The sequence below is a fragment of the Streptococcus pseudopneumoniae ATCC BAA-960 = CCUG 49455 genome (genome assembly GCF_002087075.1).
Lineage (GTDB): Bacteria > Bacillota > Bacilli > Lactobacillales > Streptococcaceae > Streptococcus > Streptococcus pseudopneumoniae.
The window spans coordinates 1-16699 of record NZ_MWSM01000059.1 but is presented as its reverse complement, the minus strand read 5'-3'; the positions used below and the strand labels follow the sequence as shown (position 1 = coordinate 16699).

At 38.2% G+C, this 16699-nt stretch carries 14 protein-coding genes, 1 other RNA gene and 1 pseudogene; 5 read left to right on the top strand and 11 right to left on the bottom strand.

All coding sequences use genetic code 11. The features are described 5' to 3' along the window. Window positions 1-562: 562 nt before the first annotated feature. Window positions 563-900 (top strand): annotated as a pseudogene (locus B4W83_RS13570) (lanthionine synthetase LanC family protein). Between the two features lie 517 nt (window positions 901-1417). Further along, entirely contained in the window at window positions 1418-2650 is a 1233-nt protein-coding gene (locus B4W83_RS11025) for an MFS transporter (RefSeq protein ID WP_000765700.1), read from the top strand. A gap of 117 nt (window positions 2651-2767) precedes the next feature. On the opposite strand, the gene cbpF is transcribed toward B4W83_RS11025, so the two are convergent. The 10 genes from cbpF to B4W83_RS10975 all read right to left on the bottom strand — a co-directional run bounded on the left by cbpF (window position 2768) and on the right by B4W83_RS10975 (window position 11504). Next, on the bottom strand, window positions 2768-3790 hold the full coding sequence (cbpF, locus tag B4W83_RS11020) for a choline-binding protein CbpF (protein ID WP_000771087.1): 1023 nt from the start codon (window positions 3788-3790) through the stop codon (window positions 2768-2770). 17 nt (window positions 3791-3807) lie between these two features. Continuing rightward, window positions 3808-4767 (bottom strand): trypsin-like serine peptidase, encoded by a 960-nt coding sequence (locus tag B4W83_RS11015; protein WP_083022291.1) that lies wholly within the window; start codon window positions 4765-4767, stop codon window positions 3808-3810. Between the two features lie 12 nt (window positions 4768-4779). Next, window positions 4780-5076, bottom strand: coding sequence for a hypothetical protein (locus B4W83_RS13980; protein ID WP_000750732.1), 297 nt, complete (start codon window positions 5074-5076; stop codon window positions 4780-4782). Window positions 5077-5302: 226 nt separating this feature from the next. Next, entirely contained in the window at window positions 5303-5992 is a 690-nt protein-coding gene (locus B4W83_RS11005) for a response regulator transcription factor (protein WP_000518041.1), read from the bottom strand. Between the two features lie 11 nt (window positions 5993-6003). Continuing rightward, window positions 6004-7428: an NADP-dependent phosphogluconate dehydrogenase gene (gene gndA, locus B4W83_RS11000; RefSeq protein WP_000158780.1), complete on the bottom strand. Its 1425-nt coding sequence runs from the start codon at window positions 7426-7428 to the stop codon at window positions 6004-6006. A gap of 75 nt (window positions 7429-7503) precedes the next feature. Next, window positions 7504-8910 (bottom strand): cell division site-positioning protein MapZ, encoded by a 1407-nt coding sequence (gene mapZ / locus B4W83_RS10995; protein WP_000039262.1) that lies wholly within the window; start codon window positions 8908-8910, stop codon window positions 7504-7506. A gap of 12 nt (window positions 8911-8922) precedes the next feature. Further along, complete coding sequence (locus B4W83_RS10990; protein ID WP_000711382.1) at window positions 8923-10080, bottom strand: THUMP domain-containing class I SAM-dependent RNA methyltransferase; 1158 nt, start codon at window positions 10078-10080, stop codon at window positions 8923-8925. An 84-nt stretch (window positions 10081-10164) separates the two neighbouring features. Next, window positions 10165-10545, bottom strand: an RNA gene (rnpB, locus tag B4W83_RS10985) — RNase P RNA component class B. Between the two features lie 20 nt (window positions 10546-10565). Beyond that, window positions 10566-10907, bottom strand: a complete 342-nt coding sequence (gpsB, locus tag B4W83_RS10980; RefSeq protein WP_000146533.1) for a cell division regulator GpsB — start codon at window positions 10905-10907, stop codon at window positions 10566-10568. A gap of 69 nt (window positions 10908-10976) precedes the next feature. After that, window positions 10977-11504 (bottom strand): SLOG family protein, encoded by a 528-nt coding sequence (locus B4W83_RS10975; RefSeq protein ID WP_000179549.1) that lies wholly within the window; start codon window positions 11502-11504, stop codon window positions 10977-10979. A gap of 67 nt (window positions 11505-11571) precedes the next feature. Between B4W83_RS10975 and B4W83_RS10970 the strand changes: the two genes are divergently transcribed. Continuing rightward, window positions 11572-12156 (top strand): VanZ family protein, encoded by a 585-nt coding sequence (locus B4W83_RS10970; RefSeq protein WP_000725526.1) that lies wholly within the window; start codon window positions 11572-11574, stop codon window positions 12154-12156. 756 nt (window positions 12157-12912) lie between these two features. On the opposite strand, the gene B4W83_RS10965 is transcribed toward B4W83_RS10970, so the two are convergent. Beyond that, a complete protein-coding gene (locus tag B4W83_RS10965) occupies window positions 12913-13293 on the bottom strand; it encodes a hypothetical protein (protein WP_000651738.1) in 381 nt (126 codons plus the stop codon). Between the two features lie 412 nt (window positions 13294-13705). Here B4W83_RS10965 and recU point away from each other — a divergent pair, with 412 nt between their 5' ends. Further along, complete coding sequence (gene recU / locus B4W83_RS10960) at window positions 13706-14302, top strand: Holliday junction resolvase RecU (protein WP_000248778.1); 597 nt, start codon at window positions 13706-13708, stop codon at window positions 14300-14302. Then, the gene (gene pbp1a, locus B4W83_RS10955) at window positions 14299-16494 is read left to right on the top strand and encodes a penicillin-binding protein PBP1A (RefSeq protein ID WP_001039981.1); all 2196 of its coding nucleotides are present in this window, start codon (window positions 14299-14301) and stop codon (window positions 16492-16494) included. The genes recU and pbp1a overlap by 4 nt, the downstream gene beginning before the upstream one ends. Window positions 16495-16699 lie beyond the last annotated feature (205 nt).

The window sequence follows — 16699 nt, the reverse complement described above, 5'->3', positions numbered from 1 at the left end:
ATAAACGAATTAAGGTAAAACTAAAAGGACTTAGTCCTGTGCAGTACAGAACTAAATCCTTTGGATAAATTAATTGTCTAACTTTTGGGGGTCAGTACATATGCTACGGGAAAGTTATGCACTTAATTTGACAATTCAAGATGTAAAAATATATACTAATATTTGACAAGTTGTCCTAAAAATGTTGTTATGTTATGGATTGATCGAATCTAACTAAAGGATCCTATTCAATTACTAGAACTATCACATACTCAAGGTCAGCTCACAGATGAGCAACTATTTTGGTTACAATACCTACTAAATTTAAGTCAAACAAATAATTTAGTCAAAATTAAAAAAATAGAGGAACATAAATATGATTACAAAACGGAATGTAATAGTGTTCTACGATTTTTACTAGATAAAACTGTAAATTCTGAAGGAAGGATCACTTCTTCAACAGAATTTGGAAATTTCGTAAGTAATTTATCATTCCAACACGGAATAGCTGGACTACTGTTTCCTCTAAATAAATTGCCCCCCAGAACTGGATTCTAAAATACTCTCTATCATCAAGAAAGCAGTGACAATTAGAACGACACACACATATGAATATCAATACTCGCTGCTATTTGGTGATTCAGGCTATCTATGGTTACTCCTACATTTATTTTCTATCAGTAAAAATCAATACTATCTACAATTAGCAAACGTCACCGCTAAGAAATTAATAGAGAATTATGATACTCTAGAGGAAATAGACTTTGCATTGAGAAAATCTGGTGTCCTATTGTCATTAATAAAATACTATCAATTTACCAATGACAATACTCTTAAAATTTTCATCCACAATAGTATAGGGGAAATTTAGCATTATTTCCTACAAAGAGATACAGCCAAAGAAAGCATTTTAGACTATAGCTTTGCTCATGGATATTGTGGAATTGCATAGGCTTTATTTGCCTATTCTAAAGTCTTAGAACCTTCTATGTTCTATAATGATCTCCATACATTCCATACTGAATTAAAAAAATTATTAGAAAAAGTTACTTCTAATACTAAAAATTTAGGAAATTTACAACTTTCTTGGTGCAAAGGAATTTCCGGAATAATCTTATATCTTTGTATGTACGATTGTGACGGAAACAAAGATATTATTAGTAAATATCAATAATTTGTTTTTAACCATCATCTAAAAATGATGACAGGATATTGCCACGGAATAACTAGCTTACTACAAACCACTGTCTACAATCAAAACAAATTACTGATGAAAAAAATCCAACAGGTAATTTTAGCATGTTCTGAACGAGATGATCACGATTTACTGATGTTTCAAGGAGATAGGAGTAAAGCAGATTTGTTTGAAGCATGGGGGTATATTGGTGTCTATTAAATAATAAATTCCCATTCGATGTGCAGAAATAAGGAGAAAAGTATGAAATTATTTTGGACAAACAACATATATAGACAGTTGCTGCTAAACAGCTGTTTTTCATCATTCGGCGACAGTATTTTCTACCTCGCCATTATCAATTATGTGGCTCAGTACAATTTCGCTCCGCTAGCGATTTTACTGATTTCCATTTCAGAGGTGGTTCCCCTACTATCGCAACTCTTTCTCGGAATTCTAGGAGATTTTCAAGAAAATAGAGTCAAACACGCACTCTGGATTGCCAAAATCAAAATCCTGCTCTACGCTATTTTGACAGTATTTCTCGTCTTGTCGCCCTTTTCATTAGTTTCAGTCATTATGATTGTCATCATCAACCTTATCTCTGACACCTTGAGCTACCTGTCTGCCTACATGATGAACGCCCTCTACATCAGTGTAATTAAGGACGACCTGCATGATGCCATGGGGTTCAGGCAGTCTCTGATGAGGGTTGTCCGCATTGTCGCCAATCTAGCTGGTGCATTCCTTATCAATGTTATGAGTATTCAAACTATTTCCCTTATCAACACTCTGACTTTTGTCATTGCCTTTTGGGGCCTGTATGTTATTCGACATACCTTGTATGAGGTTGAAAAAAGGATTGAAATGTCACATACAGCACTGAGTTTTAAGAAATATTTTCAACATCTTAAACAGTCGCTGGCTGTGCTCCTGAGGTTAAAAGATACCGTCATACTACTGTTTCTGACGACCAGTATGATTGCCATCTTGGATGTGTCTCCTCGGTTGATTGCCCTCCGCTTCATCCAACAGACACTAGCACAACTGAGCATTGGGCAACTCCTCGCCCTGCTCTCCATCATCATTTCTTGTGGAGCTATCCTTGGCAATATGACCAGCAGTAATCTATTTAAAAATATCCGTTTCACGCACCTCTTGGTTTTCTGTGAGATTTCCCTATTGGCTCTAATAACTAGTATCCTTTGTCAAGCCTATATCGTAATTTTCATGACCAGTTTCATCAGTTCTACGATTATCGGCATTCTCAGCCCTCGCCTACAAGCAGCTGTCTTTGCCTATATCCCCAGTGACAAGATGGGGACGGTGGGCTCTGCTCTGAGCACAGTGGACATTCTCGCCCCGTCCCTGCTCTCCCTATTAGCCCTATCCATAGCATCGAGCGTTTCGGTGCAGTTAGCATTGATATTTTTGTATCTTATTTTGATTGCTCTTATCTTTTGTCAATGGTTAGTCAAGTTCAACACTCATAACTAACGAAAAAGCATGTGTAGATTTCACATGCTTTTAATCTCCCCAATCGTCAGGTCAAGTACAACAAAGTCACTTCTTTGATTAAGCGAGTGTTCTAATATAATTATAAGCTCCCTGTCATTACCGAACCCATTCGCCATTATAATTGACAGAATAGCCATCTACGGTCGTATTCACTGCCAAAGCACCTGAGCTATAAGCATAGTACCATTTGCCATTAACCTGGAACCAACCTGTCTTCATATCTCCATTACCTGCATTTAGGTAGTACCAAGTTGAACCATCTTGATACCAACCAGTTGTCATAGCTCCCGATGAACGGAGATAGTACCACTTGTTACCAAGGTATTGCCAGCCCGTTTTCATATCACCATTTTCAGCATCTAAATAGTACCAAGTTGAGCCTTCCTGATACCAACCAGTTGCCATAGCTCCTGATGAACGAAGGTAGTACCAGTTATTACCTAGATATTGCCATCCTATTTGCATGATGCCAGTTGCTGGATCTAGGTAGTACCATGGAGCCGCTTTAAGCTTCTCTTCATCATAGGTTAGAGGATAATCCTTGATCCAACCACGTGCTATCTCCCCAACAGGCAATCTGTTGATGCGAGAATCAAAGCCACCATCCTTCTGCAAATAATACCAGTCCCCATTATCATAAACCCAACCAGTTTTTAAAGTATGATAACTACGCTGATCTTCAAAATAATAGACTCGTTTCTCTGCTGGGCTATCATATTGTTCCCCATGATGTTTGTTGGTATTTGTAGCAGTTTTTGCTTCTAACACTTGCTTGCCAACAAATTCTTGTAGTACCCCATCTTGACCAAAGTAAAACCAATCTGGTCTAAAAGCAATATCTTTCCTTAGAGAAGAACCAATCGTAACCCCTTCGTATGGAGCAGGTATATATTGCCAGCCGACAACCATCTCTCCAGATAAAGAATCAAAATAATAGTACTTACCATCAATCACTCGCCAGTCCGTTTCTTTGAGGTCCCCCTTCTTGTAGTAGGTTCTTCCGTTTTCTTGGACAAAATGCCATCCTTCAGAATCATCTGCAAATACTACATTTGTAGCTAGAAAACCAAAGAATATTGCTGCTAATCCAACTTGCATCATTTTTTTCAAAAGTTTCATGTATATACCCTCCAATATTAAATCCACTCACCAGATGAAGCAAAGTTATAAACTTTACCATCAATCGTCTGACTACCTGTAACCATAGCACCACTTGAATTGAGATAATACCATTCACCTGATACTTTTATCCAACCTGTTTTCATATCTCCATTAGTAGGATCTAAATAGTACCATGTTGAACCATCTTTATACCAACCAGTCTTCATATCACCATTGGTCTTATCTAAATAATACCATCTTCCTCGTACATATTTCCAACCTGTGGACATTGAACCAGAGGTTTCAAGATAATACCATTTGCCATTTATACTTTGCCAACCTGTTTGTTTATTACTATTCTTATAATAATACCAAGTACCACTAATCAACTTCCAACCATCAATAGAATGCCCTCGAATAACAGAGTAGATGAAAGATAGAGCCTTCTCATTTAACTTGACAGCATAATTCATTTGTTCTGCCTCACTCCCATTGGTATGAACTCCGACAACCCTATTGGTAGAATCATATACTGCTGAACCGCTTGCACCACGCAAAGTATCTACTTGATAGAATAAAAAATCATTTGTATCTTGAAGTATCGTTTTTGTATCAGTATACATCTGCTTAATATCCTTATTAACAGCAGAATATCCCGTAACTGTTACATCTAGATTTTTAGTATTTTCTAAATTATTTGGAAGTCCTAACGTCCCCAATTGAGCGCCAATCGGTTCTTCCAAAATTAAAACTGCTAAGTCATAGGTAGTAAGCTCATCTGGATCAGTATTTCGAAATTCTTTTAAATAGCGAGCTTCTTTTACTTTTATCCGACCAAACGGCACACTATTTGGAGTACGAGCAGGAGTAACATATAGTTCTTCTGCATCTTTACCAAACTCATGTTTATAAATATTATGAGCAGCAGTAATAAGGACATTATCCTTTATAAAATTGGCACTCCCTCGATAAGTTACATCTTTACCATTTTTCACACCACAAAATTCTTACTCTACATAAGCTGATGTAGAGTAAGGATATTGTAAAGTATTTTTTACCTTAACTAAATCATTTTTACCAATAATGACTTCTGACTGATTTGTATAATATTGACCATAAGTCGGTGAAACATCGGGAAGTGAAAAATTATTAGTTCCTGGACTCTCTTGTAATGTTTCACTTACCTCATACTCCTCGCCTGTACTTGAAATAACAGTCAAAGCAGATACTGTCGATAGCAGGCTAGCTAATAAAGTACCCGCAATAATTGAAATACCGAATTTGCGATAAAATGTTTTCTTCATTATTTTATCCTCCTAAAAAAATTGTAACACATCTGTTCGTCCCTGTCAATATAGTAAATTGAAATAAGATGTGAACAAATCGATTAGGAAAGTTAAATTAATTTCTAGAAAAGTTTTAGCAGTTGTGGTGTACCATTCTAGTTTCAATCCACTATACAAAGAAAAAAACGGAAAGACATCCCTTTCTCCATTTGAAAAAAGCAGTTACACAACTGCAACTGCTTTTCTATTCTTGCATGGTGTAACCAACACCACGCACGGTTTTAATGTAGCTTTTTTGACCTTTTACATCAAGCTTGCTACGTAGATAACGGATATAGACATCTACGATATTTGTCTCGGTCCCACTTTCATACTTCCAGACACTTTCCAACAACTGCTCACGAGTCAGAACTTTCTTGCTTCCCATAAGTGTCGCCAAAAGGTCATACTCACGGCGAGTCAGAGCAATCATCTCTTCACCACGATAAACCGTGTGATGTTCAACATCTATCCTAAGATTGCGGTAGGTCCTTGGAACTTTCATCAGACTGCAGTGTTGATCAATGAAGTCCCGACCTCGGAAGATCGCCGAAATACGCGCTACCAGATTTTCGATAAGGACTGGCTTATAGATGTATGAAACTGCAAAACGCTGAACAACTTCCAGCTCTTCTTGCAAGTCTTCCCAATGATCTAAAATCATGATGACTGAGGCTGGCTTAGTTCGACTCAGCTTATCTGCAAAATCCTGGGCTGTCATATCCCCCAGATGAGCATTCAATAAAATCAAGTCATAGTCTGTCTGAAGAGCCATGGAGAAGGCTTTTTGCCCCTCCTCAACCTGATCAACTCGGTATTGCTCTTTTTGGAGTTCCAAACTTAAAAAATGAGCTAGATTTCGTTGTTTCTCAAGTAATAAAATCCGTTTCCCCATGGCAGACCTACTTATTTTTCGTCATACCAAGAGTAGTGGAAGGTTCCTTCTTTGTCTTTACGTTGGTAAGTGTGGGCACCAAAGTAATCACGTTGCGCTTGGATCAAGTTAGCTGGAAGATCAGCTGAACGGTAGCTATCAAAGTAAGTAATAGCTGCTGAGAAGGTTGGTACTGGCACACCAGCTTGAACTGCAAGAGCTACGATATCACGCACTACTTGTTGGTACTTAGCAGTAACATCCAAGAAGTACTCATCCAAAAGAAGGTTGGCAAGGTCTGCATCACGGTTGTAAGCATCTGTAATCTTTTGCAAGAAACGAGAACGGATGATACAGCCATCACGCCAGATAGATGCGATGTCTGCAAATGGCAAGTTCCAGTTATTTTCTTTAGAAGCTACACGTAATTGCGCAAAACCTTGTGCGTATGAGATGATTTTTGAGAAGTAAAGGGCTTGACGGATTTTTTCAATCAATTCAGCCTTATCTCCTTCAAATTTGAAGGCAGCTGGTTTTGGAAGAACCTTGCTAGCATGCACGCGTTCTTCTTTGTAAGTTGAAATGTAGCGAGCAAATACTGACTCAGTAATTAGCGACAATGGCACACCAAGGTCAAGTGATGATTGGCTAGTCCATTTACCAGTTCCCTTGTTACCCGCGGCATCAAGGATGTAGTCTACGATTGGTCCGTCTTGACCTTCATCGTCTTTACGGCTCAAGATATCAGCTGTGATTTCGATCAAGTAGCTGTCCAATTCACCCTTGTTCCACTCAGTAAAGATTTCAGCCATGTCTTCTGCAGAAAGGCCAAGCAAGTGTTGCATCAAGTCATAGCTTTCTGCGATCAATTGCATATCCCCATACTCGATACCGTTGTGAACCATTTTCACATAGTGACCAGCTCCATCAGGACCGATGTAAGTCACACATGGTTTGCCATCTTCTGGTGCTTTAGCTGAAATTTCTTCAAGAACATCTGCAACCAATTCGTAGGCTTCTTTTTGTCCACCAGGCATGATAGACGGCCCTTCAAGGGCACCTTTTTCACCACCAGAAACCCCAGTACCGATAAAGTTGATACCTGAGTTTGCCAATTCTTCATTACGACGGATGGTGTCTTTGTAGAAAGTGTTTCCGCCGTCAATCAAGATATCACCTTTGTCAAGGTGTGGAAGAAGGGCCTGGATAGTAGCATCTGTACCAGGTCCAGCTTGAACCATCAGCATGATACGGCGAGGTTTTTCGATTGAGTTTACAAAACTTTCAACGTCATAGCTTGGTACAAAGTTCTTTTCAGGATGGCAAGCAATCACATCTTCCGTTTTTTCTTTACTACGGTTGTAAATAGCAACTGTGTAACCACGAGATTCAATATTAAGGGCAAGGTTACGACCCATTACGGCCATACCTACGACACCAAAGTTAGCTTTTGTCATTTGACACTCCTCTTGTTTCATTTATTTTATTTTATCATTTTTACTTTTGAAAAGAAAGAATTTTGTAACGACTGCTTAGTAGTCCAAGTCATCTGCATGACCAGCGCCATTTCCGACAAAGTAGCCTGTCTTACAGTTAAGGGTAAAGAGATAGGTTCCATCTGGCTTGTAGAGGTTGTAATAACCATTGCCGTTAACGATATTGACACGTTCAAGGATATATTGGTCTCCAGTGATATAGCCACGTGATCGTGAAGTCGCTAGAATTTGTTCCAAGACACCATCCGCAAAATCCCAGGCAGAGTTGTTACTATCATCAATAGCAGACTGGTTATAGGCAACACGACTGGCACTTCTTTGAACAGCAACACCCGCACTTGATACGCCCATATTGACTTTGCTACGAGAACTTCTAGTCTCATTTGAGGCAGCATTTGAACTACTTGGGCTTGTCTCACTAGTCGTATTTGAGCTTGTTTGACTAGTGCTTGAGCTACTAGTTTCACTTGAACTTGAGCTAGAAGTACTTGTTTGCTGGCTCTTACCAAGGCTGATAGCCTTATCTAGCACTTTATCAAGCTCCGTATTTCCAGTTTTAATATCCGTAAATTTAGCATCCGATTTGGCTTTGGCATTGGTATCCAACACACCGTCCACAATAGCTGGTTTCTCAAATTGAGCATTGACATCTTGAATGGCCTTGATTTGCGTTGCTAGACTATCATACTTAGATTTGGCTAGCGTATGTTCACGACTACCTTCCAGTTTATCAAGCAAGGTTTTGAGTTGACTCAGTTTATCAAACTGGCTATTTTTCAAAGCCGTTTTATTACTATCTGTGTAGAAGGCGTCATAAAGTGTATTAAAATCATCCACATCTGATTGATTGGCTGTAGTTGATTGAGAAGTTTCAATTTCCTTGGTCGAGCGATTCACTTGACGATAGACATAATAAGCACTGACACAGATAATCACTGATACAAGCGCCAAAGCGGTCAAAACAAAGCCTTTTTTACTTTTCTTTTCTGAGTCCTCTTGATCCAGACGAGAAAGGTTTTGCTCCTCTTCCACTTCTTCAGTCATTTCTGTTGGAGTTTCATCCTCTAGCAATAGAGGATCCAAGCCTTGCTCCTCATCGTCCAGAGGCAAGGGTGGTAAGATGTCTTCAGAAGATGGAACTTCCTCCGAAGAAGCTTCTGACTCCTCTACAGCCTCACGCATCTCTTGAATTAAATCATCCAGACTATGAGTTTCAACTAACTCCTCTTTTTTGTATTGGCGAGTCGCAAACTTATCTGCTTCGATTTCATCTTTGTGTTGTTTAACATACTTGTCCAAAATGGAATCCTCAGGCAAGACTCCTGCTTCCACTTCTTCATTTTTACGAATAGCTTGACCAACTGTTAGCTCTTTTGCTTCATCAAAATCAAATTGCGGTTCTTGACCTTCTTTTTTATGACGATTTCGTCTTTTTTTACTCATGAGTATCCCTTTCTATTTTACCTCTTGCCGTTTGACACGCTGACCAAAATATTGATACAGATCCACTTTCAAGGTTCCGTTGTATAACTTACGCTTCTTATCTGCTTGACTACCATACTTGCTTTCAAAGGCTTCATCACTAGTCAGGATAAATTTGCTCCAAGTTTTCAGTGGTGCAAATACTTGACCCATTTCAGCATAGAGCTTGGTAACTCCTGCATCATCTGATAAACGCTCCCCGTAAGGCGGATTGGAAATAATCACACCATTGATTTTATCGGAACGTAAATCCTGCACGCGCATCTGCTTAAAGGTAACATCTCCTGCAACACCCGCTGCCTGAGCATTGGCCTTAGCAATTTCCACCATGCGAGCATCAATGTCACAGCCCATGATATCCAGTTCCAGCTCACGGTCTACTTTTTTAGCCGCTTCTGTGCGCACTTCCTGAATCAAGCGATCGCTGACCCAGTTCCACTCCTCAAAGGCAAAAGAGCGACGAAGTCCTGGTGCCATCTTTCGAGCAATCATGACTGCCTCGATACAGAAAGTTCCTGAACCACAGGTCGGATCAATCAAAGGCTTGTCTGGATACCAGTTAGAGAGTTGCAAAATAGCTGCTGCCATGTTTTCCTTGATAGGGGCTCCCCCTTTTTCGGTACGATAGCCACGTTTAAAGAGACTAGACCCGGTCGTATCAATCATGACAGTTGCCACATCTTTGAGAATAGAGACCTCAATCTTAAACTCTGGGCCATTCTCCATCAGTGGAATACCTTCTGGGCGAGCATAGTGTTTCTGCAATTTCTTGACAACAGCTTTCTTAGAAATAGCCTGAACACTGGGCTCATTGTGAAGTTTAGATTTAACACATTTGGCTTTTGAAATCGGGAACCGAGCTCCAAGTGGTAAATAATTTTCCCAATCTAGGGCGAAAACTCCCTGAAACAGCTCTTCAAAAGTCTTAGCTGGGAACGTTCCTACGATAATTTTGATACGATCTGCTGCCCGAAGCCAAAGATTGGTTTCGATAATAGCTCTCACGTCTCCTTGAAAACGAACACGTCCATTTTCAACCTGACAATCGTAGCCCAACTCTCGCACTTCTCGTCCTACAACAGCTTCAAGACCTGCTGCCACAGTTGCAATTAAATTAAATTCTTTTTTCATGTTACAGTCTTACAAGACCTTTCTATATGTCCACTTTAAAAAATGAGGTTGAGAAAATTTCTCAGCCCCAACCTATATGCAATTTTCTATAAGCCATGTTTTGTTCCAGAAGTGACTAGGACCACTTCCTTCGATAATCATCTGTCTACCACTAACAGCTCCAGCTGATAGCAGTCAGAATACTACGTTCGTTTCCGCGTACTCCATGCCCCGACCAAAATTTGGGTTGCTAGCTTGAGGGGTTTACCGCGTTCCACTCTCTCCGTTTCCAGAAAGACTCCGTCACTGTGGCACTTTCAAGCCTACTCTGACCTATCAAAAGACTTAGCCATTTCAACTGCCGTAACGATTTCTCGTCCCTAGGCTTATGGTTTCGCCTAGCACAAACACTACAGGCATCACAGCCTGTGCTAGCATGGACTTTCCTCATGAGAAGCAATTCTCCTCACGCGATTATCCAAAAATTGCATGTAACAAGACCTGAATTACAAATCAGTATTGTCTAAAATTTGTTTACCGAATACTTCTTTTTCAAGACGATTCAAGCGTTTCAAAATATCAAAATTCGTCATAGAAGATGAAGCTGCCACATCAATTGAATCTGGGTGACTAGGACTTGGAGCCGAGCTCACTTGCGGTTTACGAGTTAATTCTTCCTTCAAATCCGCAATCTCCTGACGAAGTGACTTGACCAAGGCAGCATAGGTTTCATAGTCCTTGATGACATCGTCTAAAAACTCATCAACTTCTACCTTACTATAGCCACGGACTTCACGCCCAAACTCTTGTTCAAAAATATCTTTTGCTGAAAAAATAATACTTGCCATGTCTCTCTCCATTCTCGATTGCTAGTATTATTATATAAAAAAAGGCAAACAAAAATCAAGGTCAAAGCTTCAATTTTCGGAAAAATTTTCAGCAAGTTCATTTAATTGATCAAATGTTAATCTCTTTATAAAATAGTCCTCTTGATTTTTCATCTTTTGGTAAAAATAAGCTAGTTTCGTTTCATTTTCTTCATCATAAAAAAGATAGGAACTAGTCGTGTTTTCCAGCAAAAACTGCTGGTAATCTCTTAACTGCCCCTTGTGTTCATAGCGAGGATAGGCATATTTGACAAAGTCTACCTGCTTAAAACGACTCAGTTTCATCTGATTGCCTTCATTCCAATTTTCCCCATGGGTTTCAAAAGCAAAAATGGTCGCCAACTGGAAACCGTATTCGGTTTTCATTTCCTGAGCAACCTCTAAAACCCAATATTCAAAACCTAAACTTCCTGTAAACACAAGCCAAGATACCCCATCTGCTGCCATAGCCTCTAAATCTTTACGTATTGCTTTTTTTATCAATTTAAGACGAGGATCCTTGTCAGAAAACAAACCCAAATCAAAAGCAGAATAGCCTAAAACCAAAGCTGTAGCCATTTTTAACCCTTTCTGTGCAAATTTATGATATAATATGGTATATAAATGAAATTTAGGAGATTATAAAATGAAAAAAATATATATACTTGATTTTTTAAATTTAGCTATTTCCTTCCTAATTTGTAGATGGTTTTTTATGGAATACCTTTACTTCCAATTCATCTCTATCTTTAGTTTTCCTACCGGTGGCTCTGATTTCTGGAGACCTCTATTCATCATTCTAATTCTAACATTGTTTTTATTCACTTTCCTAAGATCTAGCTATACGCACAGACTTGATACTAGATTGATAAGAATATCTTATTTTCTTTACTGTTTAATTCTTGTTTATTCGCTACTTTTTAAAAATTTAGGTATTCAGGGAGTTAACTTTAATCTCGTTGAGTTTATCAAAGATTCACTTTTAATTGATTCAACAATTCCTCTTTTAAATATTGTAATTTTTATCCCAATAGGAGGATTATTTAAATTTAATTTTAAAACAGTCATGCGTTTTATCTTTTTCATAACAATAATAGAAACCTCACAATATGTATTTCATCTCGGATTCTTTGATATAGGAGATATATTTACAAACACAATAGGTTTTATAATTGGAAGCAATATCCATGATAGCAGATTAGGAAAAAAGATAATTCATTACATAAAATAAAACTACAAATCTTAGATATTCTATTTACATTCCTTTAAAATCAGAAAGAGCATCATTTTTTATAATATGTACTAATGATAGGCATTTGTTTAAAGTATGTATTTAAACTCCGATGTTTATTACGCAAACTGTCAACAAAACATGTAAACTTTGATTTTAAAGAAGGCCAGGTGAAAACTCATAGTAAACAGAAAACAAAAGAACTAAGCACAGTTTGAATAGTATCCTTTTTTGAGGTTGTAGATAATACTGACAAAATCAGTAACAAATCTATGAAAATATCTACTACCTATATTGCTTTTTAATTTTATAAAAGCATCAATTTTAAGAGAAAACAAATATTTCAATAATAAACCGTATATGATCAAAGATTTTAAAATCGTGATAATATTCGGTTTTTCTGATTGTAAAGTTTTTTTACCAAACTTATTTTTAATTGATAATAATTCACTTATTATTACCAAATTCTCTTTAAAAGTATGTTTTAAAATAACTTATATCTATTCAATCTTTATAATCCATCACAAAATACTTTTCTACATCAAAACTCACAAAGAAACTATAGTAAATTGAAATAAGATGAGGATAAATCATTTGAGGCATTCAAATTAATTTCTAACAATGCTTTAGAAATTATGTTGTACTATTCTAGTTTCATTTTACTATAAAAACCAATTGATATGATTAGTAAGGAAGAGTATTAAACTAAAAAATTATAAAATAGTTAATAAAAGACTTATCCAAATAAATACTCAATTAATAAGTCACACTACCTGAAATATTATATAAACCTCTATCCTCAGTATTGAAATATAATCCATAAGTACCTGAATTTAGATCAACACTAATTGTTCCACTAATTTTTCCATAATAAACAGATGATGCATATATTTTACCACCAATCCATGAACGACTCACAACAGAAACTCTAAACCCTACGTTCCCACTCCCAGGTCTAGGAGGTTGGTTATGATTAACAGTATAGGTTCTTCTACGGTTAGTGTACCAAGTTTGTATTGAATATTGACCTCTTATTCCCTGTCCATTATAAGTAATCGCAGTTGCTGCATGCACTACATTTGCTATCAACAGAATCCATAAAAAGCCAATAGATAGTATCCGAATAATGTCTTTCATAGAGATTCCTTCAAAATATATAAGTATGGAGATAATTTCAATCCCAAGTTTAATCAGTCTGTAGTTAATTACTAGAAGAATGTTCCGAATCAATAAAACAATAAAGCTAAAATCAAGCCTATATATTATATCTTGTTTGAAAGCGCTTTCGACATCATTATATAACATTTATAAAATTAAATCAAATGATATTTATATTTTTTATACTACGTTGTGATTCGAATGTGATAATGTCTTTAGTAAATCGAACATGAAAATATCCCATTTGGTAGAATAGTCATATGAAAAGGATCCAACTGAATATGAATGAAGCGAAAAAATATCTTGTGATAAAAGCTATAGTCATTTTTAACCCTTTCTGTGCAAATTTATGGTATAATAAAGTGATATTATTGCACCAATAAGGAGAATTATGGTCAACTATCCACATAAACTTTCATCACAAAAAAGACAAACATCTCTTTCTCAACCCAAAAATTTCGCAAATCGAGGAATGTCTTTTGAAAAGATGATCAATGCTACCAACGACTACTATTTGTCTCAGGGCTTGGCTGTTATACACAAGAAACCAACCCCTATTCAAATCGTACGAGTGGACTATCCACAACGAAGTCGTGCCAAGATTGTTGAAGCCTATTTTCGACAAGCTTCAACGACGGACTATTCTGGCGTTTATAATGGATATTACATCGACTTTGAAGCCAAGGAAACAAAACAAAAACGTGCGATTCCGATGAAAAATTTTCATCCACATCAGATTCAGCATATGGAACAAGTCCTTGCCCAACAAGGAATCTGCTTTGTCCTTCTTCACTTTTCTTCTCAGCAAGAAACCTACTTATTGCCGGCATTCGATTTGATTCGCTTCTATCATCAAGATAAGGGACAAAAATCAATGCCACTTGGATATATTCGAGAATATGGATATGAAATCAAGGCTAGTGCCTTCCCTCAAATTCCTTATCTCAATGTTATCAAAGAATATTTATTAGGTGGTAAAACAAGATGAACAAACCAACGATTCTGCGCCTAATCAAGTATCTGGGCATTAGCTTCTTAAGCTTGGTTATCGCAACCATCGTCTTAGGCGGAGGAGTTTTTTTCTACTACGTTAGCAAGGCTCCTACCCTATCCGAGAGTAAACTAGTTGCAACAACTTCTAGTAAAATCTACGACAATAAAAATCAACTCATTGCCGACTTGGGTTCTGAACGCCGCGTCAATGCCCAAGCTAATGATATTCCCACAGATTTGGTTAAGGCAATCGTTTCTATCGAAGACCATCGCTTCTTCGACCACAGGGGGATTGATACCATCCGTATCCTGGGAGCTTTCTTGCGCAATCTGCAAAGCAATTCCCTCCAAGGTGGATCAACTCTCACCCAACAGTTGATTAAGTTGACTTACTTTTCAACCTCGACTTCCGACCAGACTATTTCTCGTAAGGCTCAGGAAGCTTGGTTAGCGATTCAGTTAGAACAAAAAGCAACCAAGCAAGAAATCTTGACCTACTATATAAATAAGGTCTACATGTCTAATGGCAACTATGGAATGCAGACAGCCGCTCAAAACTACTATGGTAAAGACCTCAATAATTTAAGTTTACCTCAGTTAGCCTTGCTGGCTGGAATGCCTCAGGCACCAAACCAATATGACCCCTATTCACATCCAGAAGCAGCCCAAAACCGCCGAAACTTGGTCTTATCTGAAATGAAAAATCAAGGCTACATCTCTGCTGAACAGTATGAGAAAGCAGTCAACACACCAATTACTGATGGACTACAAAGTCTCAAATCAGCAAGTAATTACCCTGCTTACATGGATAATTACCTCAAGGAAGTCATCAATCAAGTTGAAGAAGAAACAGGCTATAACCTGCTCACAACTGGGATGGATGTCTACACAAATGTAGACCAAGAAGCTCAAAAACATCTGTGGGATATTTACAATACAGACGAATACGTTGCCTATCCAGACGATGAATTGCAAGTCGCTTCTACCATTGTCGATGTTTCTAACGGTAAAGTCATTGCCCAGCTAGGAGCACGACATCAGTCAAGTAATGTTTCCTTCGGAATTAACCAAGCAGTGGAAACAAACCGCGACTGGGGATCAACTATGAAACCGATCACAGACTATGCTCCTGCCTTGGAGTACGGTGTCTACGATTCAACTGCTACTATCGTTCACGATGAGCCCTATAACTATCCTGGGACAGATACCCCTGTCTATAACTGGGATAGGGGCTACTTTGGCAACATCACCTTGCAATACGCCCTGCAACAATCGCGAAACGTCCCAGCCGTGGAAACGCTAAACAAGGTCGGACTCAACCGCGCCAAGACTTTCCTAAATGGTCTCGGAATCGACTACCCAAGTCTTCACTACTCAAATGCCATTTCAAGTAACACAACCGAATCAGACAAAAAATATGGAGCAAGTAGTGAAAAGATGGCTGCTGCTTACGCTGCCTTTGCAAATGGTGGAACTTACTATAAGCCAATGTATATCCATAAAGTCGTCTTTAGTGATGGGAGTGAAAAAGAGCTCTCTAATGTCGGAACTCGTGCCATGAAGGAAACGACAGCCTATATGATGACCGACATGATGAAAACAGTCTTGACTTATGGAACTGGACGAAATGCCTATCTTGCTTGGCTCCCTCAGGCTGGTAAAACAGGAACCTCTAACTATACAGACGAGGAAATTGAAAACCACATCAAGACCTCTCAGTTTGTAGCACCTGATGAACTATTTGCTGGCTATACGCGTAAATATTCAATGGCTGTATGGACAGGCTATTCTAACCGTCTGACACCACTTGTAGGCAATGGCCTTACGGTCGCTGCCAAAGTTTACCGCTCTATGATGACCTACCTGTCTGAAGGAAGCAATCCAGAGGATTGGAATATACCAGATGGTATCTATCGAAATGGGCAGTTTGTTTTCCAAAATGGAGCAAGACCGACTTGGACTGAAACAACATCCCAATCATCTTCAACCGAAAACTCCTCAACAAGTACAGAAGGCTCTACTAGCCTAGCACCAACTACAAGTCCTGATGCTAGTAATAATAGTCAAAATCAAGCACCAGCCACAAGTCCTGATGCTAGTACCAATGGTCAAAACCAAGCGCCAAATACACCCGGAGCCAATCAAACTCCAGCTCCACAGACCCCTCAACAACAACCACAACAGTAAACGAAAAATCCTGAGAACTCTAAACTCAGGATTTTGTCATTTTCAAAATGAAATACAGAGGTCAAGTACATTTTCCCATAATAAAACGCATACGACCAAGGCTTTTCTGTACTGACCCCAAAAGTTAGACAATTAATTTATCCAAAGGATTTAGTTCTGTACTGCACAGGACTAAGTCCTTTTAATTTTACCTTAATTCGTTTAT